The organism is Vagococcus carniphilus, from assembly GCF_014397115.1.
In the GTDB taxonomy this organism is placed as follows: domain Bacteria; phylum Bacillota; class Bacilli; order Lactobacillales; family Vagococcaceae; genus Vagococcus; species Vagococcus carniphilus.
In genome coordinates, this window is the sequence record NZ_CP060720.1 from 2,135,704 (window position 1) to 2,161,797 (window position 26,094).

Sequence of the window (26,094 nt, forward strand, 5' to 3'; positions counted from 1 at the left end):
ATGAATGAAAAAAATATTGGTCTTGGGGAAGCTAATGGAAAGATCATTCTTTTAGGTGAACATTCTGTTGTTTACCAAAAGCCATCTATTGCCATCCCATTTCCTGCTGCAAAAATAAAAGCAACAATTAAACCAAGTAAAGAAAAAACAATGATTGACTGTGATTTTTATCATGGCTTACTAGAAGACATGCCTGAACTTTTAGAAAGTTTAAAAGAAACAATTCGCGTATCCCTACAACATTTAAATAAGGAAGATATTCCTTTACATATCATAATAGATAGCCAAATTCCTGCTGAAAGAGGTATGGGATCCAGTGCTGCTGTTTCTGTAGCAACAACAAGAGGATTATTTGACTATTTTAATGTCCCGTTATCACAAGAAAATCTACTTGAAATTGTGGATATTTCTGAAAAAATCGCCCATGGTAATCCTAGTGGCCTTGATGCTTTAATGACTAGCAGCTCTTCTCCTTATTACTATATAAAAGGAAAACCTTTTGAGGCTCTTAATCTCAATCTTGATGCTTACTTAATTGTTGGTGATACAGGTAAAACAGGACAAACAAAAGAAGCTGTCTCAAGTATTGCTTCAAAGCTTTCTTCTACAGATAAAGAACAAATTGAAAATTTGATCAATGAATTAGGAATTCTAGCAGAAAATGGCCGTATATTCCTAGAATCTAATCAACCTTTAAAATTAGGTGTCACCATGTCAAAAGTTCATCAAATTCTAGATAATTTAGGTGTTTCTAGTAAGGAACTCAATACACTTGTTGATGTAGCCTTAAAACACCAAGCTCTTGGCGCAAAATTAACTGGTGGTGGTCGTGGTGGATGTATGATAGCATTAGCTAGTGACAAAAAAACTGCTGAAACAATTGCCACTGCTTTAGAAAAGGCGGGCGCAAGAAAAACTTGGTTATATGAAATGAGGACAAACTAATGAAATCAATCGGTCGTTGCCGCGCCCATACTAATATTGCTTTAATCAAATACTGGGGAAAAAGAAATGAAGAACTCTTTCTACCTATGAATAGCAGCTTGTCTTTAACTTTAGATGCTTTTTATACAGATACTGAAGTAACACTAGATTCTACTCTAGACTCTGATGTTTTTTTCTTAGATAACGTTAAACAAGGCGATAAAGAAACAGCAAAGATTACAAATTTCTTAAATTTATTTAGAAATAGGGCTAATATCGAGACAAAAGCTTGTATAAAGAGTTATAATCATGTGCCGACTGCTGCAGGACTTGCTTCTTCTGCCTCTGCTTTTTCAGCATTAGCAGGAGCAACTAACCAAGCGACTGGCTTAAATTTAGATTTAAAAACCTTATCTACCTTAGCTAGACAAGGTAGTGGCAGTGCTACAAGAAGTATTTATGGTGGTTTTGTTGAATGGTTCATGGGAGAAAGTGATTTATCCGAATCAAGTTTTGCTATTCCAGTAGATGATGCTACTTGGGATATTGGAATGATTGTTATCGCAGTTAATACCGGTCGAAAAAAATTATCTAGCCGTGTCGGTATGAAACAAACCATTGATACCTCACCTTTTTACTCTTCTTGGGTTGAAACAGCTACAAAAGATATAGAAAAAATAAAAAAAGCAATTAGTGAAAAAGATTTTATCACTTTAGGCGAAATCACTGAATCAAATGGGATGAAAATGCATGCCACCATGTTAGGTGCTTTTCCTCCTATTTCATACTGGGAACCTGATAGTGTTAAAGCAATACAAAAAGTTAAAGAAATTCGTGACATGGGTCTGCCATGCTATGTTACAATGGACGCTGGACCAAATGTTAAAGTATTATGTAAAAGGTCAGATATGATTGAAATTGAAAATAAATTACTTGAAGATTTCACTAGAGACCAAATAATTCCTTCCAGTGTTGGTGAAGGAATCAAATTATTATCACAAGATGAATGGAACTATTAAAGGAGAGATTTTTTTGATAAAAGCAAGTGCACCAGGAAAACTATATATTGCGGGTGAATATGCTGTATTAGAGCCTGGCCATCCTGCTTTAATCGTTGCACTAGACCAGTTTATTACCGTCACCTTAAAAGAAGCTGACAAACAAGGTAGTATTTGTTCAAGTTACTCAAATGGAATTTCGATTCCTTGGACAAGAAAAAACGGGAAATTTTTTATTGATGAAAGAGAAAATCCTTTTTCTTACATCACAAAATCAGTTACCCTTGTTGAACAATATTTACAAGAATTAGGGTTTAATTTAAAATATTTTGATTTAACAATTGAAAGTGAACTTGATAATAAAGACGGTAGAAAATACGGTTTAGGTTCAAGTGGCGCTGTTACTATTGCAACCATTAAAGCTATTTTAACTTTATATAAAATTGATTATACTTCGGAACTTTTATACAAATTAGCAGCTATTACTCACCTATCATTAAATAGTAATGGCTCTTTTGGAGATCTAGCTGCCAGCTCTTATGGTGGTTGGATTGCTTATTCTTGTTTTGAAAAAGAATGGGTGCTTGAAGAACTAGATAATAAAAAAAATAAAATAAATGACCTAATTTCAAAAGACTGGCCTAAATTAAGAATTCAACCTTTAAAAGCTCCTCAAGATTTAAGACTTTTAATTGGTTGGACTGGCTCTCCTGCATCAACAACTCTTTTAGTAGATCAAATAAATGATGAACAAAATGAAATGAATGGTTTTTACAAACAATTTTTAGAAGATAGCTATAATTGTGTAATGTGGATTATCGATGCTTTTAATGAAAAAGATATTAATAAAATTCAACAAGGTATCCGCATTAATCGTCATCTTTTAAAATCTCTTGCTAGTAAGAGTGGTGTCGATATTGAGACTGACGCTCTAACAGATCTTTGTACAATCGCTGAAGAATACAGTGGTGCAGCTAAGTCATCTGGAGCTGGTGGTGGTGATTGTGGGATTGTCCTATTCAATCAACAAGCAGAAATTTTACCTATGATTACTGCTTGGCGAAACAAAGGAATTGTTGATTTACCACTACAAGTCTATAAAGAAAAAGAAACAGATTATAAACCGATTATTTGGGAGGATTAAAGATGACAAACAACTGGAATCGTAAAGATCAGCATATCCATTTTGCTGAGATGCAATATCAGTCAAATTCATCCAACGGTCTAGATGGTATTCGTTTTATTCATCAATCATTTGCTGAAATAAAAACAGAAGATGTTAAATTAAACACACGATTGGATAGTCTAAAATTAGACTATCCTTTCTTCATCAATGCCATGACTGGTGGGAGTGATAAAGCTCGTATCATTAATGAAAATTTAGCCATTGTAGCAAGAGAAACTAATCTAGCTATGGCTGTTGGGTCTGTAAGTACCGCACTTCAATCCCCTGAACTAAATGATAGTTTTAAAATAGTTAGAAAAATGAATCCCAATGGTTTAATTTTTTCAAACCTTGGCGCCCATCATTCTCTTGAGAATGCTAAAAGGGCTGTTGATTTACTAGAGGCCAATGCTCTTCAAATTCATGTGAATACCCCTCAAGAATTAGTCATGCCTGAAGGAGACCGGGATTTTACTAACTGGTTAAAAAATATTGAAATAATTGTGAATGAATTAGACGTACCTGTTTTCGTTAAAGAAGTTGGTTTTGGTATGTCAAAAGAAACCATTCGCCGGTTACTTGATTTAGGTGTTAATGTAATTGATGTTGCTGGTCGTGGCGGTACAAACTTTATTCATATTGAAAATGAACGCAGAGAAGAAAAAGAATTCGATTACCTTCTTAATTGGGGACAAACAACGGCAGAATCTTTACTTGAAGCTCATTTTTACCGAAAACAAGCTGATTTTGTGGCTTCTGGAGGAATTAAAAACCCACTACACATGTTAGCTGCCTTTGGACTAGGAGCTAAAGCAGTCGGTATTTCTGGGGAATTTCTTCATATGATTTTGACAGAAGGTAATGAAGCCTCTATCAAAAAAATAGAACGTTGGAAAAATGAACTTAGAGCATTAATGACTATGATTGGCTCTTCTTCTATCTCAGATATTGAAAATAAGCCTATTATTTTATCTTCAGAACTAACTAATTGGTGTCATCAAAGGCACATTGACTTTAAACATCGTTAAAAAAAGAGTGATAGAACTGACTCAATTCGAGTCTGATTCTATCACTCTTTTTGATATTCTAAAATATCTCCTGGTTGACAATCTAATGCTTCACAAATTTTTTCTAATGTCGAAAACTTAATAGCTTTAGCTTTTTCATTTTTCAAAATGGATAAATTAGCCATAGTTATTCCTACATGTTCTGATAATTCAGTTACAGACATTTTTCTTTTAGCTAACATAACGTCTAGATTGACCCTAATTGGCATCTTATTTACCCTCCTTAAATGGTTAAATCATTTTCATCTTTTAATTGATTACCTAATTTAAAGACATATGCTAGTAGAGTTGAAATTACAGCTAGCATGATTCCTAAAAAGAAGAAAAAAAGACAAATGAAAAAATAAGGATAGTTATCTTGAAATTTAAAAAATCCAAAGATAATTGCAATACCATACAATAGAGACTCAATCATACCTGAATAAGCTACTCTAATTAGTCTAAGATGATTTTTTTCTTTAAAAACATTATTTTTAAAGAAGTCTGAACTAATTTGCCATAAATTAATTAGTATCGCAAAAACTGGAATTGCTGTTAACCAAAGTAATAGTTGAATTAATCTTGAAGAGACATTATCTGGCAAATTATCTACTATCAAAGGTGCAACTACTATTAATAACGTTATACCTGAAAAACCTAAAATAATTAAAATAACTTTAAATAAATTATTTAATTTTGTTACTGACATGATTCAAACTCCTTATTTTTTTATCAAATGAATAAAAAAAGATAATACACCAGTTACTAAGGACAAAAAAATAAAGAAATATCCCACTGGTATTAAGAAAAAATATGGTTCAATTAGCATGCCTGTCTCACTCAATTCACTAGGAGTAAATCCTTTCAGAATAAAACAATTAACGCCTATTACAAATAAAATTAATCCAGTTATTTGTATTTTTGATATTTTTCTTGTTTTTATCATTTCAATCACTACTTTCTTTTTTAATAAACTTAATATAACATCAAAAAACACGTAAAACAATATTTTTTTATTGTTTTACGATAAAATTATATTGTTTTAAATTTCTATTAAAAAAGCGAATTATATATTTTTATGGTTTAATATAAGCATAATCTGCTGTCTGCAACTCAACTAAACGTAAGACACCAGCTGGAACAACTTGAATAAAAGGGTGCAATGCTTCTTTCTCAATTTTTTGAGCATTCATCGCATTTTGACAACTACTAAATAGAACACCTTTTTCAACTAGTTCATGCATTGGAATGAGATACTTTGTCTCAACAAATGCTTTAATAGCATTACCGTTTGCAACAACCTCAATACTTTTAATTTCACCTTTTCCTGAAATTAAAAGATTATTAACATTACCTAGCACAGTCTCCCACTTTTCTAACTCATTGATATGAAATACAACTTTCATTCTTTTTCCTCCTTTAAATAAATTGGTGATTGATAGTAATCTTGTTCTTTTTTATTGTTTTGAACTAAAGAATAAATCATTCCTGCTTTAATATCAAGAGATAATAATTTTTCATTCTTTTTATTAATATTTGTTATGATAGGAAGAGTCGATTTATCTTTTTTTTCCTTTAAAAACTGACGACCTTTTGAATTAAAACCTAACACGCGTATAAATGACTCATTCCAGACACTTGTTATTTCTTTTTCTTTTATTTGAAGTAACACATAAAGACACAATCTTTGAATTCTCGTCCACGTATAGCGTTTGCTTTTTACTTTCATCATAAAGTCATCAAAACGAGAAGAACTTTTTGCAGCATCTTTTAAACGATACTCAAGCCCCTCTACCATTTGATAAATTAATTTCAATTCTTCAATTGACTGTGTTATCAATTGATATTTTAAAAATGGCCATAACTTCTCCCAATTGACTAACTCTAAACTCTTTAAATCCATTAAAGTTTCATCTGGAAGAACACTACTTAGCTCTGAAAAATCATTAAGGAACACTTTTTTTCGAACAGCTGTAGCACTTGCAAAGGAAATATCTGTTACATTCTCATCATGATACTGGCTTCCTACTCTTTTAATTGGAAACAGTGTCATTGGATTTTTATAACAAGCATTTTCTTTAGCATACCCCATCCCTAAAATGTGATTAGGTGAGGAAAAATCCAATGTCATTTCAGGATAAATTTCACGATAAACCTCAGTCATTTGTTGCGGATAGCTTTGACCATTATTTTTTTTAGTTTGAAATAACTCATCTATTCTCTCTTTATTATCATGATGAAATTTACCAAAAGCTTCGTAATCTAGTTTTGACTGAATATCTGTTCCAAAACAAAGACTATCTACGCCTAGACTTTGTAGTAATTTTACACCACCTCGAGTGAAATAATCCGATGCCTGTACAGCAAACGAGAAAGGTAGCTCAATAACTAAATCAGCACCATTTTGAAGTGCTTCATTAGCCCTTGTCCATTTATCTAAAACAGCTGGTTCGCCACGTTGCAAAAAATTTCCACTCATGACTGCTACAAGACACTCTGCATTAGAAACCTTCTTTGCCTGTTCTAAATGATATTTATGTCCATTGTGAAATGGATTATACTCAACGATAACACCACAACTACGCATCTTCTCACTTCCTTAGAAAAAAAACGAGAGTCCCAAAAATGGTCCCTCCCGTTTTATATTTAATTACTTATTTGTGACAAACAAAGAACCATCTCTTAGACGCATCATTTGGTTCAACATCTTCAAAATCAGCATAAACTTTTACTGAGTTAAAACCAGCTTGCTTAAGCAAAGCTTCATACTGACTAATTTCGTAGGTTCTTTCCTCATGAAGCTCATCAAACCGTTCAAACTTACCCTGTTTATCAGAAACAAAGAAAGTTAGAAAATGTTCAACACTAAACTCATGCTCTCCCGGGTAACTTTCCCATAAAAAAGCAAAATCATCCGTCTGATAATGATAGCTATATTCCGAAAATTCTTCTTCAATTTGATGAATTGAATGAACATCAAAGATAAATGTTCCCTTTTCTTTCAATGCGTCATACACACCTTTAAAAACTTGACCTACAGCTTGTTCATCTGGCATATAACAGATTGAATCCGAATAACAAGTTACTACATCAAAACTGTTTTTATCTTCTAATTGAAGCATGTCTCCTGTTTTAAAAGCTAGTTTTTCATCCGCTTCATCAACTCGTTTTTTAGCAAGTTCAATCATATCTTCTGATAAATCTAAACCACAAACATTAAAACCTAAGTTTGCAAGCTCGACAGATAAAATACCTGTCCCACAAGCCAGTTCTAATACTTGTTGCTGATCTTTCCTTACATGGCGACAAGTAAAATCTAACCAATCTAAATAAAGATTTTCATCCATGACCTCATCGTAGATTTTAGCAAATGTTTCATAACTTGCCATTCTTAATCTACCATGCTTGTTAAATTAACAAGGGGTGCATCTGACCATAATTTTTCTAGATTGTAGAATTCACGTTCATCACTATGGAACACATGAACTACTACATCTCCTAAATCAATTAAAATCCAGCGAGCTGATTCTTTTCCTTCAACACGTTTAACTTCCACTTGATTTTTTTGAGCTTCACTTATAACTTCATTGGCGATAGCTAAAACTTGTTTATCACTGTTACCATGGCACACAACAAAATAATCTGCTAATAAAGAAACTTCTTTAACGTTTAATGCCACCATATCTTCTGCACGTTTTGAATCAGCAGCTTTCACTACTAATTCTAAAATATTATCACTATTAATAACAATTCCCTCCATTTATTTCACTACCCATTCATTGTACGTTTCTAACGTTTTAGGATAGATTTTATTTTGATTATTAATTAAATATAAAAGTGTATGCTTTGTTTCAAAGCCTACAGCTAAGTCTAAACTTACATCTGCTACTTGTCTTGCTTCTTCAACTACTGGAAAACGACGACCATCTTCAATATAATCAGCCACATAAATTACTTTATCTAGTTCACTCATATCTTTGGAGCCCGTTGTATGTAGTTCAATTGCTTTTAAAATAGTTGAATCAGAAATATCTAATTCTTCCTTAACAAGGTAAGCTCCCAATATGCCATGCCAGATAGCATTACCATATTCAATAAGTTCAACATTAAACCCTTTCGACTTAATGAGAGAAATCATCTCTTCATCAGGTCTTTCTTTTGCATAGTCATGAGTCAATGCAGCAATACTTGCTTTTTCAACATCCACACCATATTTATGAGCTAACTCAATTGCTTTTTTTTCAACTCTCAAAACATGTTGAAATCTTTTATCTGACATTTTCTCAGAAACTTTTTCCATTAATTCTTCTCGTGTCATTGTTGTTATCTGATTACTATAAATCATAATTATTATCACCTTGATATAAATTATTTTTATGAATATATTCTAACACATTATCTGGTAAAAAGTATTTGACAGAACAATTTGTTGCTATTTTCCGCCTGATATCACTTGAACTTATATCTATTAAAGGTACATCTACCCAAATGATTGGATAGGGACTCTCTGGTTTTGAACCAACCCGATGAACTCCAACAAATTGTACCATTTTACTTAGTTCCTCAATCCGATACCATTTCGGTAAATAGTCTACCATATCTCCACCAATGACAAAATAATAATCCGTTTCAGGATTTAATTCAATTAATTCCTTCATCGTATCAAACGTATAACTTTTTCCTTTTCGGTGGATTTCAGATAACTCTAAACTAAGTTTTGAATTACTTTCAGTTGCTAATTTTAACATCTCAACACGATTAATTGAAGAAATTGTTTCTTTTTTATCGATGTGAGGAGATTCATAAGAAGGCATTAAATAAAACTCATCTAGACACAACTGATCAGATACTTGGTCTGCTATTATCAAATGTCCCATATGCACCGGATTAAATCCACCACCTAAAATACCAACTCTTTTTCGATTCGTCTCTTTTCTTAATGTTAAAGATTCAATTTGAATGTCATTTACTCTAGTATTTTGATGTTTCATTTTTCTCACCACAAATTAAATTGATCGTACTTTTGTTGAAAATGTTTGATATTTTTCTTTAGATGACGGTCTGAAACAAACTAAGATGCGTCCAATAATTTGTACCACATCACAATGTAGAGTTGTTTCAAAAATTTCAGCAACTTCTTTTGCTTCTTCATCTGTATTTTGTAATAAAGTAACTTTAATTAGTTCTCTTCTTTCAAGTAATTCATCTACTTGATCAAGTAACGTTTCACTAATACCGTTCTTACCAATTTGTACTAACGGGTTCATATGATGTGCTTCACTTCTTAAGAAACGTTTTTGTTTACCTGTTAATTCCATCTATTCTACCTCTTTTTATATTAATGATTTTCTTTGAATAACATCTACGCCTTTTGGTGCCCATCCCGCTACAACTCCTGCTTCTGGGATAGTAATCCAACCTAGTCCAGCAAAAACTAAGTCTGTTTTTTCTTTAATTGAAAATTCGAATCTAACTAATTCTGGAAACTCGCCCAATTCATTTTCTCTAGGTGGTTGTAATAACCCTCCTGCATGTTTGGCATAAAACTCTGTTGCTGTTTCCAATTTAGTTCGATGAATGTTTAAGTCATTTGATACATAGGTAATAAACCCTTGCTTTTGTCCTTGTAAAAAGTCAAAACGCGCTAAGCCACCTAAGAATAATGTTTGGCCTTCATTTAATTGATAAACTTTTGGTTTAATCTCTTTTTTAGGAGACACTAAAGTTAAATCTTTTTTTCCTAAATAATGAGCCATTTGATGTCTATGAATAATTCCTGGTGTATCAATTAAGAAGTGACCATCCTCCAAAGGAATCTCAATCTTATCTAACGTAGTACCTGGAAATTGAGACGTTGTAATCAAGTCTTTAACGCCCGCAGAGTGATTAATTATAGCATTAATTAATGTGGACTTACCAACATTAGTCACCCCAACAACATAAACGTCTCGACCTTCACGATACTCCTCAATTAAATCAAGTAAAGCTTCGATATCAGACTGACTTTTAGCACTTGTTAACGTCACATCAAGCGGACGTAAACCAACTTCAAAAGCTCTTTCTTTCATCCATTGGGTCATTTTGCCACGTTTTAATGATTTTGGTAAAATATCCACTTTATTTCCTACTAGAAGAACAGGATTATCACCAGCAAAACGATGTAAACCAGGAATTAAGCTACCATTAAAATCAAAAATATCCACAACGTTAACAATCAATGCATCAGAATCTCCAATGCTATTAAGTAAAGCTAAAAATTCATTATCTGTAATTGAAACATCTTGAATATCATTGTAGTGTCTTAATCTAAAGCATCTTTGACAATATACTTCGCCACTTTCAAGCCCTTTTTCTAATGCTGATTTAGGCGTAAAGCCAATTTTTTCTTTTTCTTCTGTTTGAATTACCGTTCCGCATCCAATACAACGTATTTCCTCAGTCATTCAGTGATTTCCTCCAATTCATATCTGAGTGATTCTTAATTAAATATTTTTTTATCCGTTTTTCCATTGCTCGATTAAATTTTGTATTCCAAGCATCAGTTTCAACAATAGGTTTAACCAATACATTTTTAATTCCTGCATTGTTTGCCCCTTTAATATCTGTCATTAGCTGATCACCAACCATCAATAGCTTTTCTTTTGGTAAATTATAACGACGTTCTACTTCTTTGAAACCTTTTTGAAATGGTTTCATCGCACGAGATACATATTCTAAACCTAAATGTTTAACAGCTCTATCAATACGACTTGCCTTATTATTGGAAACAACAATAACTGGAATATTAGCTTCCTTCATTGTTTCTATCCATCGAAGCAACTCAGGTGTGCCATCTGGATTATTCCATGCAATTAATGTATTATCCAAATCAGTCAAGACGGCTTCAATTCCATGAGCTTTCAGTTGATCAGGTGTAATATCATAAATTGCTTCAATCATCCATGTTGGTTTGTATTTCTGAAACATAGTGACTTCCTTTCATAAAAAATAGGAGACTATCGCCTCCTACACTTTTCACCATTATACGCTATTTACTTGAATAATTCACTAAAAACATAGTCTTTTGGTTATTTTTTATCATACTATCAAAAAAAGAATTTATTCTGTCTCCTCTTCTATTTCCTTTCTGATTAATAACATTTCTTCTTCCATTTCAGAAATCGTTTCAGAAACTTTAAGTAAACGTTGGCTTAACTTAGAATCATTTGTATGTCGCTTATACTTGATTCCATGTTCTAAACTTGCCCAAAAATCCATTGCAAGTGTTCTAAATTGAACTTCAATTTTTAAATAGTTAGTTTTTTCTGCAAAATAAACAGGAACTTCAAGAATAACATGCAAACTTTTATAACCATTCTTTTTTGGATTTTTTATATAGTCCTTTACTTCAACAATGGTTATGTCCTCTTGCCTTGTTAGAGTCTCAAATAACCAGTATATATCATCTACATAGGAACAAATTACTCTGATACCAGCAAAATCAAAAATTTCTTTTTTTACAATATTAGAAGAGAAATTTAGTTCTAAACGATTTAATTTATTGACCAAACTCTCCATGGTTTTAATGCGAGATTTAATTTGTTGAATAATATCACGTCTAATTCCTGAATGATTATGCGCAATATCTCTATTTATAATAGTCAATTTTGTGACAACCTCATCTAAAACAGATTCATATTCTAGCGCCAAATCTTTATAAATATTTATTGCAGACAAACAAGATTCGTTTTTATTTCTAGCTAACATTTTTTCTAACTTCAAACTTGAGTATTCCATTTTAAACTACCTCACTTGTATACTTTTATCTTATCGTACAACTAATATTTACATTTGTAAATTATTTTAGCGAATTCTGTTGACAACATTCATTTACGTATGTAAACTAAAACTATCAAGTAGTTAATATTTTATTAGGAGGAATCTTTATGGGATTAAAAGTAGCTATTAACGGATTTGGTAGAATTGGACGGTTAACCTATCGCTTATTAATGAATCATCCGACTATCGAGGTCGTTGCTATCAATGATTTAACTGATCCAACAACTTTAGCTCATCTTCTTGAATTTGATAGTGTACACGGAAAACTAAATGCAACACTCAAAGCAAGTAGCGATAGTATTTTAGTAAATGACAAAGAAGTTAAAGTTTTTTCTGAGAAAGATATTACAAAAATTCCTTGGTCCGCACTTAACATTGATGTCGTCATAGAATCAACTGGTAGATTCACTAATGGTGCAAAAACTATCGCTCATATTGACTATGGCGGAGCTAAAAAAGTCTTGATAACAGCTCCTGCTACCAATGAGGACCTAACTCTTGTAATGGGAGTAAACGAAGAAATGTATAATCCTAAAGAACATGATTTAATTTCCAATGGTTCTTGTACAACTAATGGTTTAGCACCTGTTTTAAAAGTTTTAGAAGAAAATTTCGGCGTGGAAAGTTCTTTTATGAATACAGTACATGGCTATACAAATGATCAACGTTTATTAGATGCTCCTCATACCGATTTAAGAAGAGCTAGAAGTGCTGCTACTAATATTATTCCGACAACAACAGGGGCTGCTAAAGCTATCTACAAAGCTATACCAAATGTTGAAGGTGTTATTGATGGTATTGCTTTACGAGTACCTGTCGCAGATATTTCAATCGTTGACGTTGTTGCTGTTCTAAAAAAAGAAACGACTGTCGAAGAACTTAATAATACCTTTAAAAAATATGCTAATGGAGAATTAAAAGGTATATTAGCTTGTGAAAACCGACCTTTAGTTTCCAGTGATTATATTGGAAACACTCACTCATCAATCGTTGATACTAGTTTTACTCAAGTGGTAGGTAAAAATCATGTCCGAATAATGGCTTGGTATGATAATGAAATTGGGTTTGCTTCGAGATTAGTAGATCAACTCGAATTTTACATAAAAAAAGGTCTATAATTAAAATTGTTGTTCTTGTATTTATATAGATAAACTTAGGTCATATACCTCGTTCCCTCTTTTAAGTCAACTACTACCTAAGTTTAAAAAGGTCTGGGATTTTATTCCCAGACCTTTTTTATATTTTTCTTCCTATATCTTTTCGGTAGTAAAAATGATTCAACTCATGTTTTTCTAGGTATTCGTAAACTTTCTGGCTTGCTAAAGACAACGTATCACCTTCTCCGCAAGCAAGAAAAATCCGACCTCCATTAGAAACCAGTTCTTTCTCTTTAGATTTCACACCTGAACATAATATATTTAACCCCTTTTCCATATTCGGAAGAGGAATTCCTGTTTCATAAGTTTCAGGGTACCCTTTGGCTGAAACAACAACCCCTAAAGTAACTCCCTCAATTTTCCATTTAATCGATGGAACTTCTTGAGCCAATAAAGATTCTATCACATCTACAAAATCTGATTCTAATCGTTCCAATAAAACTTGTGTTTCAGGATCTCCAAATCTTGCGTTATACTCAATTACTTTTGGACCATCTGTCGTTAAAATCAAACCAGTATAAAGGACTCCTTCAAACGGAAGGTTCTCTTGTTTCATTCCTTCTACTGTTGGTTTAATGATTTCTTCTACTACCTGTTCTTTTATTTCTTTTGTAACATAAGAAACTGGACTATAAGCCCCCATTCCTCCTGTATTAGGACCTTTATCTCCGTCATAAATTGCCTTATGATCCTTGGCTGCTTCCATAGGATAAATCCCTGTTTGATTAACAAAAGAAAGTAATGAAAATTCTTTTCCTATTAAAAATTCTTCTATAACAACTTTTGGTTTCTTACTATTAAATGGATTAACTAGCAAAAATTCCTTTAATGCTTTATCTGCTTCCTCTAAACTTTGAGCAATTACTACACCTTTACCTGCAGCTAATCCATCTGCTTTTATCACAATTGGTAGAGACTGTTTTTTGATATAATTCAGCGCCTCGTCGTAATGAGTAAAACTTTCATAGATAGCAGTAGGAATATGATATTTAGACATTAATTGTTTAGCAAAGTCCTTAGAACCTTCTATCATAGCCGCTTGTTTCGTTGGACCAAAAACTTTAATATGATTCTTTTTCATCTCATCTACCAAACCATTTAAAAGAGGTAATTCAGGACCAATAATAACCCAATCAATTAATTTTTTTTGACAAAAATCAATTAATCCTTGATGGTTATCTTCTGAGATATCAACTAATTCAATACCGTCAAGGACCATTCCAGCATTACCTTTTGCACAATAGACATGTGGTTGGTATTTACTTTCTGTCAATTTTTTACATATCGCATGTTCACGTCCACCACTGCCGATTACTAGTATTTGTCGTTTCATTTCTAAACTCCTTTTAATGTTTAAAATGTCTAACGCCTGTAAAAATCATCGTCATTCCATATTTATTTGCCATGTCAATTGATTCTTGGTCTTTAATACTACCTCCTGGTTGGATAACAGCTCGAATACCATTTTCTCCTAGTATTTCTAAACTATCTGCCATTGGGAAAAAGGCATCACTAGCAAGAACGGCTCCTTCTAATTTATCTTTTGCTTGATTTAACGCAATTTGAACTGATCCAACTCGGTTCATTTGACCTGCCCCAATACCTACCGTTTGTTGGCTATTGGCTATGACAATTCCATTACTTTTGACATGTTTTACTGCTCTATAAGCAAAGCGTAATGCATGTAGTTCCTCTTCTGATGGTTGACGTTTCGTCACAACTTTCCAGCTAGTCTCATCTTCTTTAATGCTATCTATTTCTTGAACTAAGATTCCACCTAATACAGACTGATATTCTAGTTCTGTTTCAATGCTGTTATCAGTCATCTGAAGTTCAAGTAATCTAAGGTTTTTCTTCTGACTTAGTAAAGAAAAAGCATCCTTTGAAAATTTAGGGGCAATGATGATTTCTAAAAAAAGTTTTGATAGTTTCTCAGCTAGTTCTAAATCAACTTCTTGATTTAAAGCGAGAATACCACCAAAAATTGAGATTGGATCTCCTTCATACGCTTTTTGAAAAGCTTCATTTATATCTTTTCCTGATCCTATTCCGCACGGATTCATGTGTTTAACCGCAACTGCTGTAGGTTCTTGATATTCTCGAAGAATTTTTAAACAAGCGTCTGCATCTCGAATATTATTAAAAGAGAGTTCTTTTCCATGTCTTTGGTCAGAATTAACTAATGAATAGTTAGTTAGAAAGTTGCTTCTATAAAATTGTGCTTTTTGATGATTATTTTCACCATATCTTAAAGTTTGCTTTAATTCATAACTTAATGTTAGTGTTTCAATCGTTTCTTCTTGTGCTTCTTTAGTTAAATAATCTGCAATAGTCGCGTCATAACTTGCTGTATGTCGAAACGCTTTAGCAGCGAGTTTTTTTCTCAACTTTAACGTTGTATTGCCATTTTTTTTTATTTCATCAATCACAGAATCATAATCTGTTGAGTCCACGACTACTGTTACCCGCTCAAAATTTTTACTACCACTTCTAAGCATACTAGGACCACCAATATCAATATTTTCAATAATTTCAGAGGAAGTCACATTTTCTTTCATTAAGGTCTCTTTAAAAGGGTATAAATTAACACAAATCAAATCAATAGGTTTAATCTTATGTTCATCCATCATTTCCAAATGACTAGTTAATTCTGTTTTACCTAACAACCCACCATGAATTTTAGGGTGAAGTGTTTTTACACGCCCGTCTAGTATTTCTGGAAATCCAGTCACTGAGTCAATTGATAATGTTTTAATACCAGCTTCGGTAAGAACTTTTTGTGTGCCACCAGTTGAAATAATTTCTATGTTTAACGCTTGTAGCTTTTTAGCAAAATCAATCACGCCGTTTTTCTCTGATACACTAATTAATGCTCTTTTAATTGTCATTCTGTCATTAGCTCCCTTACAAACTCTTCGATAACTATTGGGTAATACTTATGTTCTAATTCATGAATTTTTTCTTCTAATTCTTCTAGTGTTTTAAAATCTTTTGTTTCAATTTCTTTTTGAAAGATAATAGGCCCTGTATCAATCCCGTCATCCACTTGATGAATCGTAATTCCTGTTTTCTTTACTCCTCTGTCAAAAGCATCTTTTATTCCATATTTTCCAGGAAAATTTGGTAATAAAGACGGATGAATATTAATAACTCTATTGGGATAGGCCGTTAAAAAAGTTTTTCCTAATATTCTCATATAGCCTGCTAAAACAACACAGTCAACTTTTTCCTTTTTCATTAAATAAACAAGTTTAGTTTCATACTCTTCTTTTGTTTGTTTACTTTCTTTCTCCAGAATGAAATAAGGTACGCCATTATCTTTTGCCCTTTGAACTGCATAAGAAGTCGATTTATCAGAAAATAAACAGACAAGCTCAGCAGAGATTTCATTTCTTTTAACAGCTTTTAAAATAGCTTCAAAGTTTGAGCCATTTCCTGATGCAAAAACAGCAAACCTCATTTGCTTTCCTCAATGAATAGAATGGTTTCTTTTTCTTTAGTCACCACTTGACCAATTTGATATGCCTTTTCTCCAGATTCTTTTAAAGACAACATAACTTCATCAACATTTTCTTTATCAACAGCTAAAACCATACCAATTCCCATATTAAAAATCTCATACATTTCTGCTTCTTTTAGTTGCCCATACTCTTTCATTAAATTAAAAATAACTGGAATTTCCCAAGTTCCTTTACTTATCTCAACTGCTAAATCTTCTGGTAACATTCTAGGTAGATTTTCAATAAATCCTCCTCCTGTAACATGAGAAATACCATTGATTAATCCTTTTTTTATCAGAGGTAATACAGGTTTCACATAAATTCGAGTAGGTGTTAACAATACATCTCCTAGACAGTCTCCTTCTAATACCTCTAGCTTATCTTCTAATTGAAAAGAATGGTCTTTAAAAAATATTTTTCTAACTAAGGAAAAACCATTTGAATGAATACCACTGGAAGCTAAACCAATTAGAATATCACCTTCATGAATTTTCTCTGGCGTAAGTAGTTCCTGTTTTTCTACTATCCCCACAGAGAAACCTGCCAAATCATAATCTTCATTAGCATACATATCAGGCATTTCTGCTGTTTCTCCACCAATTAAAGCCATATTTGATTTAAAGCAACCTTCAGCTATTCCAGAGACAATTGATTCAATTTTTTCTGGATTTGTTTTTCCTGTTGCAAGATAATCTAAAAAATATAGAGGTTCTGCTCCTTGCGCTAAAATATCATTCACACACATTGCCACACAATCAATCCCAATTGTGTCATGTTTATCAGCTTCAATGGCAAGCATTAATTTGGTACCGACACCATCCGTTCCTGAAACAAGGACTGGTTCTTTAAGATTGAATTGACTAATATCAAAAGCTCCGCCAAATCCTCCTAAACTTCCCATAACTCCTTTTCGTTCTGTTTGCTTAGCATGTTTTTTTATTCGTTCAACCACTTCATAACCAGAAGTTACGTCCACTCCTGCTTTTTGATAAGCATTTTTCATGATTAAGCTCCTTTAATTAGATAAATTTTGTTGATAATCATAAAGCTCCGTTGGATAATCACCATTAAAATAGGCCATACAAAGCCCTGAATAAGGGGCATCTAAATTTAAACCAATTGATTGAATTAACCCTTCTTCGCTTAAAAACTCCAAAGAAGTTGCCTCAATTTGTTCTCTAATTTCTTCATTACTAAGAGTTGCTGCAATTAACTCCTTTTTGGTTTGAATATCAATACCATAAAAACAGGGATATTTTAGGGGAGGAGCTGAAATACGAACATGAACTTCTTTAGCGCCAGCATCCTTTAATAGTTTGACAATCCGCCTGCAAGTTGTCCCTCTAACAATTGAATCATCCACTAGAATAATTCGCTTATCCTTTACAACACCTCTAACAGCTGAAAGTTTCATCCGAACCCCTTCTTCTCTCAACTCTTGAGTCGGTTGAATAAAAGTTCTTGCAACATATTGATTTTTAACTAATCCCATTTCATATGGAATGCCACTTTCTTCGGCAAAGCCACTAGCAGCTGAAAGAGAAGAATTAGGGACACCAATTACCATATCAGCAACTACTGGATGTTCTTCAGCAAGTTTTTTGCCCATATTTTTTCTAGCAGAGTGAACGTTAACTCCTTTGATATTTGAATCTGGTCTTGCAAAATAAATATATTCCATTGCACAAATTGAATACTGAGTTTCTTCTGTATACGTCTCTATCTTCATACCGTCATCATTAATAACAATCAATTCTCCTGGTAACACGTCTCTTAAAAAATGTGCTCCTACTGTATCAAGGGCACAGGTTTCACTAGCAACGACGTAAGCACCACTTTTCATTTGACCAATCGCTAAAGGTCGAAATGCATTTGGATCAAGGGCTGCATACATTCCGTCAGCTGTCAGCAAAAGATAAGCAAAACCACCTTTTACTTGAGTCAAAGCCTCTTTTAATTTCTCTTTAAAGGTTTCTTTTTCACTTCTTCTAATTAAATGCATTAAAATCTCTGTATCAGAATTTGAGTGAAATATGCCTCCTTCTGATTCAACCTCATGACGAAGTGTCTTAGCATTAATTAAATTGCCATTATGTGCTAATGCAAAATCCCCATCGAAAAATTTAAAAAGAAAAGGTTGAATATTATTAACTTCTCCTGTGCCACTTGTCGCATATCTCACGTGTCCAATAGCCGCTCGACCAGATAAATTAGTTAATGTTTCAGAAGAAGAAAAAACATCTGTTAACAAACCTAAATTACGATAACCTTTCAAAATTCCCTCATCATTCGACACAATCCCAGCACCTTCTTGTCCTCTATGCTGCAGAGCATGGAGCCCAAAGTAAGTCACTTTGGAAGCCTCTGTGTGACCCCAAATGCCAAAAACACCACACTCTTCATTTAAACTCTTTACTTCATAAGACATGGAATGGCATCCTCCCATTTACTTCTAGCATAAGTAACATCAACATTTAAAACATCATTTTGACAAACCAATTTAACATTTGACTCTTTAGTCACTTCACCTAGTAATTCTACTTTGCTTCCCATTAATAACTCGAAATCCTCTCTATCCTTCTCATCAATTGATAAGACAAAACGAGAAGGACTTTCTGAGAAGAGAAAAGCAATATCTTTTGACCATTTTCCATCTAGCCCTACTTCTTTTTCAAAACAAGATTCTAGAAGAGCCGTAGCTAATCCACCTTCTGAACAATCATGAGCACTCTTTACTATTCCTTGCTGAATAGCTTTTAAAACAAGTTCTTGATTTATTTTTTCTGTTTCTAAATCAAAATTATTTAGAATGCCTTCAATATTTCCCGCTAACATTTTTTGAATTTCAGACCCATTAAAATCTGCTTTTGTTTCACCTAGTATGTAAACTAAATCTCCTGGGGTTTTAAAATTCTGAGTTGTTATATGAGTTAAATTTTCTATTAACCCTACCATTCCAATGACAGGTGTAGGGTAGACAGAACTTTTATCTGTTTCATTGTATAAAGAGACATTTCCTGATATGACAGGAGTTTCCAATACACAACATGCTTTTGCAATTCCGTCTGCTGAAGTGCTTAATTCCCAAAATCCTTCTGGTTTATCTGGAGAACCGTAGTTTAAGCAATCTGTAATCGCTAACGGTTGACCTCCACTTGCGACAATATTTCTAGCAGCTTCTGCTACTGCTAACTGCCCTCCAATTTCTGGATTTAAGTAGAGATAACGGCTATTGCAATCCATTGTCATTGCAATAGCTTTATTTGTTCCTCTTACTCTTAACACAGCAGCATCACTTCCAGGTCCAACAACAGTATTTGTTCTGACTTGAGAGTCAAATGTTTGATAAACAGATTTCTTAGAGGCTATTGTTGGTTGCTGTAGTAACTGAAGTAGTATTTCTCCAGCATCATTAATCTTTGGCTGATACTGATTTATTTTTTTAAAAGTTGCCATACGCTCTGCTTCTTTTTGAGGCTTTTGATACTCTGGAGCTTCTTCAGCTAGAGCATCCACTGGGAGATTAGCAACTTCCTTTCCCTGATGGTATAGTCGATAATGTTTATCCATCGTTACTTTTCCGATGTTTACTGCTTCCAAGCCATATGACTCAAATAGTTGAATAACTTGATCTTCTGAACCTTTTTTAATACAAAGTAACATTCTTTCTTGAGATTCTGACAACATCATTTCGTAAGGTGTCATATGGGTTTCTCTTTGAGGAACGTCATCAAGATATAATTCTAAACCCGAGCCCGCCTTTGAAGCCATTTCAGAACTTGATGAAACGAGCCCTGCAGCTCCCATGTCTTGAATTCCAACTAATATGTCTGAATGATTTAAAATCAAATCTAAACAAGCTTCCATTAATAGTTTTTCCATGAATGGGTCGCCCACTTGAACCGCTGAACGTTGTTGCTCTTCACCTTCAACGAATTCCTCAGAAGCAAACGTAGCCCCATGAATTCCATCTCTACCAGTTTTAGCACCGACATACATGATACTGTTTCCTTCACCTTTTGCTTGTCCTTTTTGGATGTCTTTATGTTCAATTAAGCCGACACACATCGCATTAACTAAGGGATTTCCTTCGTAACAAGAATCAAATCCAATTTCTCCACCGACAGTTGGTATGCCGATACAATTACCATAACCACCAATTCCAGCAACAACTTGTTCTACTAAATATTTAGTTCGCTCATTGTCTAGTTCACCAAATCGAAGTGAGTTAAGCATTGCAATAGGTCTTGCTCCCATACTAAAAATATCTCGAATAATACCACCAACTCCTGTTGCCGCTCCTTCATAAGGTTCAACTGCTGAGGGATGATTATGACTTTCTGCCTTAAATACAACGGCTAAATTATCTCCAATATCGACAATCCCTGCTCCTTCTCCTGGACCTTGTAACACTTGTTTACCAGTTGTCGGAAATTTTCTAAGTACGGGTTTACTATTTTTGTAAGAACAATGTTCACTCCACATAACTGAAAATAGCCCTGTTTCAGTATAGTTGGGTAAACGTCCTAAAATTTTTTCACTTATCAATTGATACTCTTCTTCAGTAAGTCCCCACTCTTTATAAATTTTATTATCTTTGATTTCTTCAGGTGTTATCTCTTTAGTCAAAGTCATTTTTAATTCGCTACCTTTCTTAGATAATCAATCATCGATTCAAATAATCTCTTTCCTGAGTCACTTCCAAGTAGCGATTCCATCGCCCGTTCCGGATGAGGCATCATTCCTAAAACGTTTCCCTCTTTATTACTAATACCTGCAATATTTTCTAAGCTCCCATTTGGGTTATCGTCTTCATAAGTAAAAATAATTTGGTTATTCTTCTTCAGTTCATCTAATGTTTGTTCATCACAATAGTAATTACCTTCTCCATGAGCAATCGGTAATTCTAAAATCTCATTTTCTTCATAACAAGATGTGAACAAAGACTTCGTTGTGTTAACTTTTACTTTTTGTGTACGGCATACAAACTTTAAAGAATCATTTTTTAATAAAACACCTGGCAACAGACCAGCTTCTGTTAAAATTTGAAATCCATTACACGTACCAAAAACAGGTTTTCCTTCTTTAGCAAAATTAATTACTGATGACATAACATCAGAAAAACGAGCAACAGCACCACATCTTAAATAATCCCCATAAGAAAAACCTCCAGGAATTAAAATGGCATCAAAACCACTTAAATCTGTTGTTAAATGAGACACATAAGTAGCTTCTTTACCTAAGATATCTTTAATTGCTGAATATAAATCAATATCACAATTGGAACCTGGAAATACAAGAACACCAAATTTCATCTTATTTTGCCTCCATTAATTCGATATGATAACTTTCCATATTGATATTTGCTAAAAGTTGATCACTAACTTTACTAGCTACTTCTACTGCTTCTTCCTCAGAGATTGCTTCAACATCAAAATCAAAATATTTTCCCATTTTTACATTTGAAATTGTCTGATAACCTAAACGATGAATAGCTCCCTCAATCACTTCTGCCTGAGGGTTTAAAACTGATTCCTTATAGCTAACAAATACTCTCACTTTAAACATTTTTTACTCTCCTCTTTCTTTTAATCTGGTTAATATTTCTTGATATACTGGAACAATTTCACCCAAATCTTTTCGGTAAATATCTTTGTCTAGAGACTGTCCAGTTTGTTTATCCCATAATCGACAAGTGTCTGGTGTAATCTCATCAGATAAAATAATTTTTCCCGCAACGTTTTTTCCAAACTCTAATTTAAAATCAACTAAGGTAACATCTAGTTGAGAAAAAATATCTATTAAAGCAGTATTTATTTTTAACGTTTGATTTCTTATAAAAGCTAGTTCTTCATCTGTTGCAATAGCTAGAAAAGCAATATGATCGTCATTAATAAAAGGATCATCTAAAGCATCATCTTTAAAATAAAATTCAATAATTGGCTTTGGAAGAATAGTGCCTTCCTCAATTCCTAATCTCTTAGTGAAACTACCTGTAGCAACATTCCTGAGAACTACTTCTAATGGAATAATAGTTACTTTTTCAACTAATTGTTCTGTATCTGAAATCATTTCAAGCCAATGATTTTCAATACCTCTTTTTTTTAAGTCTGAAAAAATTAAGGAGGTAATTTGATTATTAAGAGGAGCTTTTCCTTCAATTTCATCCTTCTTTTTTCCATTTAAAGCTGTTGCCTGATTTAGATACTCTAAGCGAAGTATATTTTCATCACTTGTTGAATGTACGTTTTTTGCTTTCCCTTTGTATAAAACAGTTGATTTCAATCTTAATTCATCTCCTATTAGTTATCGTTAAACAAAAAATAAATAAATACGTTCGTTAATTCACTTTGAGTGTAACAACGCTCCATGAGATAGTCAAACTATTTATTAACTTTAATAAATAATTTTTATTAATCGTTCGTGTTTTAAATATATTAAAACTTATTTGTAATAAATAATAAAATACTAAAAAAATAAACCGAACATTCCAATCAGTTGAATTGATTGAAATATCCGGTTTTTTTACTCATTAATTTTATTCTATTAGTAATTCTGATGTTGTTTTTCTGAATATTTTTAAAATTGATCCTAAGCTTGACCAAATACAAATTAATAATGTGAGTAACAACATTAGTAACATGACACTTATATGAATTGTATTGACAAAAATAGTACTCGTCATTTTTTTACTTATTAATACACCAATCATTAATCCCATTAAGGTTCCTACAAAACAAATTGAATAGGCTTCAAAGAATAATTCTATCAACAATTGTTTGTGACTTGCCCCAACAGCATTAGCTAATGCGATTTCTTTTACTCTACGATTAATAATAATTTTCATGATTTCTTTAAAAGAAATCAAAAACATCACTAAAAGTAGTAAGGATAAAACAACGAAAAAAAGCATGTACTCTTTAGGAATAGACATTTGAAGTTGGAATTGATTCAAGTTATTTGAAAAAAAATAACTATGTTCTGGATGTTCCTTATTTAAATAATTAACTATTTTTTCTTTTTTTCGCGGCCAGTTTTTTTCCTTACTTCCTTCTTTTAGATACAATTTCATTTGAGGTGGATAAAAATTTACTTGATCTGATAAATAATCAATCGGAACAAAAATTGTATAGCTAGGAATAGCTTCTTCATTCGCAGTATCATAAGATTCCATCTGATTTATCTCTTCTAACAAATCAATTGAGTCATTATTCGCCGCTTTCAGATTTACCTTTTTTCCATCAATTCTTAAAAATTTATCTGTTATCTGATAGAGGTCATTCGACACTTCAGCTAACATTTTTTTATCTTTTGGTCGAATAATGGCGTCTTTTTCCACAGTGTTAGTAAAGACTATTGTTCCTATAACAGGTGTGTTATTTTTATTCGTCATTAGAGCATTAATATCTGAAAAGAAAAGGTCGAAGTCATTATGAAACAACTCATCAAAATAATTTAAATCCGTTTTTGTTAAAGCATTTTTAGTATCAAGTGTCTCTACCTCTACATCTAAATTATAGATTTCTAATCTACTTTCATAGATTGATGTTAAATGTGCTACTTTTTTTAATTCGTCTTGATACGAAAAATAATAATTGGTTGAAGCAAATAAGATTCCTACTCCTACTGACACTTGAATAATGAATAAAGTATATAGTAATAAATTGGCCCGCCATTTTAACCATATTTTATAAAAAGGATATAACATCTAAATGACCTCCTTTTTATTGATAGCTGAATAAATAGGTTGCCGAGTTAACTTAATAATTGAAAATAAGCCCCCTATTAAAACAATTAATGATAGAGTTATAAAAGTAAATAAAAATTCTTTTGCTGTAACTAATAACTGTCTCTTAAAAAGATCAGAAAAAACTATCAAAGAATAAATCATCATGAGAGACAAATAGGCAACAAGCATAATTAATAACAATTCACCAAAAATAATAAAATTAAATCCCCACTTACTTAGTCCTAAAGCTCTTGATAAACTTAAAAATTTCGCTTGTAACATTGCTTTCTCACTCATAATACTTAGTAGGTTAATGATGATAAAAATGAAGCAAACAACTATGATAAGTTCTTCTGCTTTTAAAATCGGTTCTAAACTAGCTTTCGCTGTTTTAGTGGTATCAGAAATACTTTGTAGACTGTAAGTTAACCTAGGATTAACTTTTTTTATTTGTTGTTCAAACTCTTCTTGATTAAAATTAGGTGCTTCAAAATAAAGAAAAAGTTGTGCCTGTGCATGATGATTTTCTAAGGTTTCAAGAAAGCTATCTGCCGGCAGTAAAACTTGATTATACTTCATTTTAGTTAATTCTTTAATTTGGTACTTATCACCCAAGATACTAATTGTATCTCCTACTTCTAACTGGTTTTTACTCGCTAATTTTTGATCGATAAAGCATTCATTTCTACCGAGATTTGAACCTATATTTTCATTTGTCTTGACAGGTTTAAAAAATTGATTGCTATTTTTGGCCTTACCTGAAACCATTAGACTCTCTTCTTGGATTTCAGCTATGTTAAAAACCCCCATCAAACTATAAGTATAACTATCTATTTGAGATTTTCTCATGATTTTTTCAATATCACTTTTTTTTAGAATACCACTTGTTTGTGTATCTAAAACATAAGTTATTTCAGGGTTCTTTATATCAATTGGTTCAATACTATTTTTTAACTGATTCATATTTCCGAAAATAAAGATAGGAATAATCATGCCTAGTACTAGAGAGAAAACTAATAAAAGATTTAATCGTTTGTGTGCTTTTAACTGCAACAAAATAATATGGAATAAGTAACTAATTTTGCGAGTGGGCTTCATCTTTAATCACCCCATCTTCTATGTGATAGACTCGATGTGCTTTTTTTACCAGTGATTCATCATGCGTTACTAAAATAATTGTTACACCCTTTTGATTTAGTTCTTCAAAAAGTTTCATAATTATTTGAGTATTTTTTAAATCCAAATTTCCTGTTGGTTCATCTGCAATAATTATTTTAGGATGATTAACTAAAGCCCTTGCTATAGCTACTCTTTGCTTTTCACCACCAGATAAAAGATTAGGATAAAGTTCTTCTTTAGAGATCAATCCAACCATTTTTAAAACATCTCTACTTCTCTTTAGACGATTCTTTTTAGAAATACCCTGATACCCTAAAGGCATCGCAACATTTTCTATAACTGTCAGTTCATTAGCTAAATGAAACGATTGAAAGACAAAACCAAATTTTTCACCTCTAATCAAAGCAAATGAACTAGAATTTTCCTGAGTTATTTCTTTATTTTCTAGTAAATAATCACCACTACTTGGGTTATCAATTAAACCAATAATATTAAGTAACGTGCTTTTTCCAGAGCCAGAAGTTCCTAAGATACAAACGAATTCACCTTCTAAAATCGTCAAATTAATATCTTTCAAAACAATATTTTCTATATCTCCATTAGTAAATTTTCGAGTAACATGCTTTAGTTCAATCATT

The 26,094-nt window shown here is 32.5% G+C and carries 30 protein-coding genes; 5 read left to right on the forward strand and 25 right to left on the reverse strand.

Translation table 11 applies throughout. The annotated features are described in order from the left end of the window. From mvk to fni, 4 genes are read left to right on the forward strand one after another with little or no spacing between them, the layout of a single operon-like run. Window positions 1–945 (forward strand): mevalonate kinase, encoded by a 945-nt coding sequence (gene mvk, locus H9L18_RS10490; protein WP_126792518.1) that lies wholly within the window; start codon window positions 1–3, stop codon window positions 943–945. Continuing rightward, complete coding sequence (gene mvaD / locus H9L18_RS10495) at window positions 945–1,943, forward strand: diphosphomevalonate decarboxylase (RefSeq protein WP_126792516.1); 999 nt, start codon at window positions 945–947, stop codon at window positions 1,941–1,943. The genes mvk and mvaD overlap by 1 nt, the downstream gene beginning before the upstream one ends. A gap of 13 nt (window positions 1,944–1,956) precedes the next feature. Beyond that, window positions 1,957–3,066, forward strand: coding sequence for a phosphomevalonate kinase (locus H9L18_RS10500; protein WP_126792514.1), 1,110 nt, complete (start codon window positions 1,957–1,959; stop codon window positions 3,064–3,066). A gap of 2 nt (window positions 3,067–3,068) precedes the next feature. Beyond that, on the forward strand, window positions 3,069–4,115 hold the full coding sequence (gene fni, locus H9L18_RS10505; RefSeq protein WP_126792512.1) for a type 2 isopentenyl-diphosphate Delta-isomerase: 1,047 nt from the start codon (window positions 3,069–3,071) through the stop codon (window positions 4,113–4,115). Between the two features lie 41 nt (window positions 4,116–4,156). On the opposite strand, the gene H9L18_RS10510 is transcribed toward fni, so the two are convergent. The 13 genes from H9L18_RS10510 to H9L18_RS10570 all read right to left on the reverse strand — a co-directional run bounded on the left by H9L18_RS10510 (window position 4,157) and on the right by H9L18_RS10570 (window position 11,909). After that, window positions 4,157–4,363: a helix-turn-helix domain-containing protein gene (locus H9L18_RS10510; RefSeq protein ID WP_126792510.1), complete on the reverse strand. Its 207-nt coding sequence runs from the start codon at window positions 4,361–4,363 to the stop codon at window positions 4,157–4,159. Window positions 4,364–4,377: 14 nt separating this feature from the next. Then, window positions 4,378–4,842: a DUF2975 domain-containing protein gene (locus H9L18_RS10515; RefSeq protein ID WP_126792508.1), complete on the reverse strand. Its 465-nt coding sequence runs from the start codon at window positions 4,840–4,842 to the stop codon at window positions 4,378–4,380. Between the two features lie 12 nt (window positions 4,843–4,854). Then, window positions 4,855–5,079, reverse strand: coding sequence for a DUF3955 domain-containing protein (locus H9L18_RS15570; RefSeq protein WP_126792506.1), 225 nt, complete (start codon window positions 5,077–5,079; stop codon window positions 4,855–4,857). Between the two features lie 130 nt (window positions 5,080–5,209). Then, window positions 5,210–5,539 carry a DsrE family protein gene (locus tag H9L18_RS10525; protein ID WP_126792504.1) on the reverse strand — a complete coding sequence of 110 codons (330 nt, stop codon included), beginning with the start codon at window positions 5,537–5,539 and terminating at the stop codon, window positions 5,210–5,212. After that, window positions 5,536–6,720 (reverse strand): nucleotidyltransferase, encoded by a 1,185-nt coding sequence (locus H9L18_RS10530; protein WP_126792502.1) that lies wholly within the window; start codon window positions 6,718–6,720, stop codon window positions 5,536–5,538. The genes H9L18_RS10525 and H9L18_RS10530 overlap by 4 nt, the downstream gene beginning before the upstream one ends. A gap of 67 nt (window positions 6,721–6,787) precedes the next feature. Next, on the reverse strand, window positions 6,788–7,522 hold the full coding sequence (locus H9L18_RS10535) for a class I SAM-dependent DNA methyltransferase (RefSeq protein ID WP_126792501.1): 735 nt from the start codon (window positions 7,520–7,522) through the stop codon (window positions 6,788–6,790). A gap of 2 nt (window positions 7,523–7,524) precedes the next feature. Next, on the reverse strand, window positions 7,525–7,893 hold the full coding sequence (gene rsfS / locus H9L18_RS10540; RefSeq protein WP_126792498.1) for a ribosome silencing factor: 369 nt from the start codon (window positions 7,891–7,893) through the stop codon (window positions 7,525–7,527). Further along, window positions 7,894–8,478, reverse strand: coding sequence for a bis(5'-nucleosyl)-tetraphosphatase (symmetrical) YqeK (yqeK, locus tag H9L18_RS10545; RefSeq protein WP_126792496.1), 585 nt, complete (start codon window positions 8,476–8,478; stop codon window positions 7,894–7,896). Beyond that, on the reverse strand, window positions 8,468–9,124 hold the full coding sequence (locus H9L18_RS10550) for a nicotinate-nucleotide adenylyltransferase (RefSeq protein WP_126792494.1): 657 nt from the start codon (window positions 9,122–9,124) through the stop codon (window positions 8,468–8,470). The genes yqeK and H9L18_RS10550 overlap by 11 nt, the downstream gene beginning before the upstream one ends. 15 nt (window positions 9,125–9,139) lie before the next feature. After that, window positions 9,140–9,451 carry a ribosome assembly RNA-binding protein YhbY gene (gene yhbY / locus H9L18_RS10555; protein ID WP_126792492.1) on the reverse strand — a complete coding sequence of 104 codons (312 nt, stop codon included), beginning with the start codon at window positions 9,449–9,451 and terminating at the stop codon, window positions 9,140–9,142. Window positions 9,452–9,466: 15 nt separating this feature from the next. Next, the gene (gene yqeH / locus H9L18_RS10560; RefSeq protein WP_126792490.1) at window positions 9,467–10,576 is read right to left on the reverse strand and encodes a ribosome biogenesis GTPase YqeH; all 1,110 of its coding nucleotides are present in this window, start codon (window positions 10,574–10,576) and stop codon (window positions 9,467–9,469) included. Further along, on the reverse strand, window positions 10,569–11,099 hold the full coding sequence (locus tag H9L18_RS10565) for a YqeG family HAD IIIA-type phosphatase (RefSeq protein ID WP_126792488.1): 531 nt from the start codon (window positions 11,097–11,099) through the stop codon (window positions 10,569–10,571). Before H9L18_RS10565 ends, yqeH begins: the two co-directional genes overlap by 8 nt. A gap of 132 nt (window positions 11,100–11,231) precedes the next feature. Then, a complete protein-coding gene (locus H9L18_RS10570) occupies window positions 11,232–11,909 on the reverse strand; it encodes a GTP pyrophosphokinase (RefSeq protein ID WP_126792486.1) in 678 nt (225 codons plus the stop codon). A gap of 149 nt (window positions 11,910–12,058) precedes the next feature. Between H9L18_RS10570 and gap the strand changes: the two genes are divergently transcribed. Then, window positions 12,059–13,069 (forward strand): type I glyceraldehyde-3-phosphate dehydrogenase, encoded by a 1,011-nt coding sequence (gene gap / locus H9L18_RS10575; protein ID WP_126792484.1) that lies wholly within the window; start codon window positions 12,059–12,061, stop codon window positions 13,067–13,069. A 118-nt stretch (window positions 13,070–13,187) separates the two neighbouring features. Here the strand turns inward: gap and purD are convergent, their stop codons facing one another. The 12 genes from purD to H9L18_RS10635 form a co-directional block, all read right to left on the reverse strand. Beyond that, entirely contained in the window at window positions 13,188–14,441 is a 1,254-nt protein-coding gene (purD, locus tag H9L18_RS10580) for a phosphoribosylamine--glycine ligase (protein ID WP_126792482.1), read from the reverse strand. Between the two features lie 13 nt (window positions 14,442–14,454). Then, on the reverse strand, window positions 14,455–15,990 hold the full coding sequence (gene purH, locus H9L18_RS10585; RefSeq protein WP_185847433.1) for a bifunctional phosphoribosylaminoimidazolecarboxamide formyltransferase/IMP cyclohydrolase: 1,536 nt from the start codon (window positions 15,988–15,990) through the stop codon (window positions 14,455–14,457). Between the two features lie 2 nt (window positions 15,991–15,992). Then, entirely contained in the window at window positions 15,993–16,568 is a 576-nt protein-coding gene (gene purN, locus H9L18_RS10590) for a phosphoribosylglycinamide formyltransferase (protein ID WP_126792478.1), read from the reverse strand. Continuing rightward, window positions 16,565–17,611, reverse strand: a complete 1,047-nt coding sequence (gene purM, locus H9L18_RS10595; protein ID WP_126792476.1) for a phosphoribosylformylglycinamidine cyclo-ligase — start codon at window positions 17,609–17,611, stop codon at window positions 16,565–16,567. Before purM ends, purN begins: the two co-directional genes overlap by 4 nt. A 12-nt stretch (window positions 17,612–17,623) precedes the next feature. Continuing rightward, complete coding sequence (gene purF / locus H9L18_RS10600; RefSeq protein WP_126792474.1) at window positions 17,624–19,036, reverse strand: amidophosphoribosyltransferase; 1,413 nt, start codon at window positions 19,034–19,036, stop codon at window positions 17,624–17,626. Continuing rightward, on the reverse strand, window positions 19,021–21,243 hold the full coding sequence (gene purL, locus H9L18_RS10605; protein ID WP_126792472.1) for a phosphoribosylformylglycinamidine synthase subunit PurL: 2,223 nt from the start codon (window positions 21,241–21,243) through the stop codon (window positions 19,021–19,023). Before purL ends, purF begins: the two co-directional genes overlap by 16 nt. A gap of 2 nt (window positions 21,244–21,245) precedes the next feature. Further along, window positions 21,246–21,923: a phosphoribosylformylglycinamidine synthase subunit PurQ gene (gene purQ, locus H9L18_RS10610; protein WP_126792470.1), complete on the reverse strand. Its 678-nt coding sequence runs from the start codon at window positions 21,921–21,923 to the stop codon at window positions 21,246–21,248. A 1-nt stretch (window position 21,924) separates the two neighbouring features. After that, window positions 21,925–22,176, reverse strand: coding sequence for a phosphoribosylformylglycinamidine synthase subunit PurS (purS, locus tag H9L18_RS10615; RefSeq protein ID WP_126792468.1), 252 nt, complete (start codon window positions 22,174–22,176; stop codon window positions 21,925–21,927). Between the two features lie 3 nt (window positions 22,177–22,179). Continuing rightward, window positions 22,180–22,893 (reverse strand): phosphoribosylaminoimidazolesuccinocarboxamide synthase, encoded by a 714-nt coding sequence (purC, locus tag H9L18_RS10620; RefSeq protein ID WP_126792466.1) that lies wholly within the window; start codon window positions 22,891–22,893, stop codon window positions 22,180–22,182. 253 nt (window positions 22,894–23,146) lie between these two features. Next, window positions 23,147–24,316 (reverse strand): FtsX-like permease family protein, encoded by a 1,170-nt coding sequence (locus H9L18_RS10625; RefSeq protein WP_126792464.1) that lies wholly within the window; start codon window positions 24,314–24,316, stop codon window positions 23,147–23,149. Beyond that, a complete protein-coding gene (locus tag H9L18_RS10630) occupies window positions 24,317–25,435 on the reverse strand; it encodes an ABC transporter permease family protein (protein WP_126792462.1) in 1,119 nt (372 codons plus the stop codon). Beyond that, window positions 25,413–26,093, reverse strand: a complete 681-nt coding sequence (locus H9L18_RS10635; RefSeq protein ID WP_126792460.1) for an ABC transporter ATP-binding protein — start codon at window positions 26,091–26,093, stop codon at window positions 25,413–25,415. The genes H9L18_RS10630 and H9L18_RS10635 overlap by 23 nt, the downstream gene beginning before the upstream one ends. Window position 26,094: the final 1 nt, after the last annotated feature.

Excerpts from the sequence above, each read along its gene's own strand:
- H9L18_RS10565 (WP_126792488.1), bottom strand. The coding sequence starts at position 11,099 with ATGTTTCAGAAATACAAACCAACATGGATGATTGAAGCAATTTATGAT.
- H9L18_RS10570 (WP_126792486.1), bottom strand. The coding sequence starts at position 11,909 with ATGGAATACTCAAGTTTGAAGTTAGAAAAAATGTTAGCTAGAAATAAA.
- purM (WP_126792476.1), bottom strand. The coding sequence starts at position 17,611 with ATGAAAAATGCTTATCAAAAAGCAGGAGTGGACGTAACTTCTGGTTAT.
- purQ (WP_126792470.1), bottom strand. The coding sequence starts at position 21,923 with ATGAAATTTGGTGTTCTTGTATTTCCAGGTTCCAATTGTGATATTGAT.
- H9L18_RS15570 (WP_126792506.1), bottom strand. The coding sequence starts at position 5,079 with ATGATAAAAACAAGAAAAATATCAAAAATACAAATAACTGGATTAATT.
- H9L18_RS10525 (WP_126792504.1), bottom strand. The coding sequence starts at position 5,539 with ATGAAAGTTGTATTTCATATCAATGAGTTAGAAAAGTGGGAGACTGTG.
- rsfS (WP_126792498.1), bottom strand. The coding sequence starts at position 7,893 with ATGGAGGGAATTGTTATTAATAGTGATAATATTTTAGAATTAGTAGTG.
- H9L18_RS10550 (WP_126792494.1), bottom strand. The coding sequence starts at position 9,124 with ATGAAACATCAAAATACTAGAGTAAATGACATTCAAATTGAATCTTTA.
- H9L18_RS10630 (WP_126792462.1), bottom strand. The coding sequence starts at position 25,435 with ATGAAGCCCACTCGCAAAATTAGTTACTTATTCCATATTATTTTGTTG.
- H9L18_RS10535 (WP_126792501.1), bottom strand. The coding sequence starts at position 7,522 with ATGGCAAGTTATGAAACATTTGCTAAAATCTACGATGAGGTCATGGAT.
- mvaD (WP_126792516.1), top strand. The coding sequence starts at position 945 with ATGAAATCAATCGGTCGTTGCCGCGCCCATACTAATATTGCTTTAATC.
- purD (WP_126792482.1), bottom strand. The coding sequence starts at position 14,441 with ATGAAACGACAAATACTAGTAATCGGCAGTGGTGGACGTGAACATGCG.
- gap (WP_126792484.1), top strand. The coding sequence starts at position 12,059 with ATGGGATTAAAAGTAGCTATTAACGGATTTGGTAGAATTGGACGGTTA.
- purF (WP_126792474.1), bottom strand. The coding sequence starts at position 19,036 with ATGTCTTATGAAGTAAAGAGTTTAAATGAAGAGTGTGGTGTTTTTGGC.
- fni (WP_126792512.1), top strand. The coding sequence starts at position 3,069 with ATGACAAACAACTGGAATCGTAAAGATCAGCATATCCATTTTGCTGAG.
- H9L18_RS10510 (WP_126792510.1), bottom strand. The coding sequence starts at position 4,363 with ATGCCAATTAGGGTCAATCTAGACGTTATGTTAGCTAAAAGAAAAATG.
- mvk (WP_126792518.1), top strand. The coding sequence starts at position 1 with ATGAATGAAAAAAATATTGGTCTTGGGGAAGCTAATGGAAAGATCATT.
- H9L18_RS10635 (WP_126792460.1), bottom strand. The coding sequence starts at position 26,093 with ATGATTGAACTAAAGCATGTTACTCGAAAATTTACTAATGGAGATATA.
- H9L18_RS10530 (WP_126792502.1), bottom strand. The coding sequence starts at position 6,720 with ATGCGTAGTTGTGGTGTTATCGTTGAGTATAATCCATTTCACAATGGA.
- H9L18_RS10625 (WP_126792464.1), bottom strand. The coding sequence starts at position 24,316 with ATGTTATATCCTTTTTATAAAATATGGTTAAAATGGCGGGCCAATTTA.
- purS (WP_126792468.1), bottom strand. The coding sequence starts at position 22,176 with ATGTTTAAAGTGAGAGTATTTGTTAGCTATAAGGAATCAGTTTTAAAC.
- yqeH (WP_126792490.1), bottom strand. The coding sequence starts at position 10,576 with ATGACTGAGGAAATACGTTGTATTGGATGCGGAACGGTAATTCAAACA.
- H9L18_RS10515 (WP_126792508.1), bottom strand. The coding sequence starts at position 4,842 with ATGTCAGTAACAAAATTAAATAATTTATTTAAAGTTATTTTAATTATT.
- yqeK (WP_126792496.1), bottom strand. The coding sequence starts at position 8,478 with ATGATTTATAGTAATCAGATAACAACAATGACACGAGAAGAATTAATG.
- purL (WP_126792472.1), bottom strand. The coding sequence starts at position 21,243 with ATGACTTTGACTAAAGAGATAACACCTGAAGAAATCAAAGATAATAAA.
- yhbY (WP_126792492.1), bottom strand. The coding sequence starts at position 9,451 with ATGGAATTAACAGGTAAACAAAAACGTTTCTTAAGAAGTGAAGCACAT.
- purN (WP_126792478.1), bottom strand. The coding sequence starts at position 16,568 with ATGAGGTTTGCTGTTTTTGCATCAGGAAATGGCTCAAACTTTGAAGCT.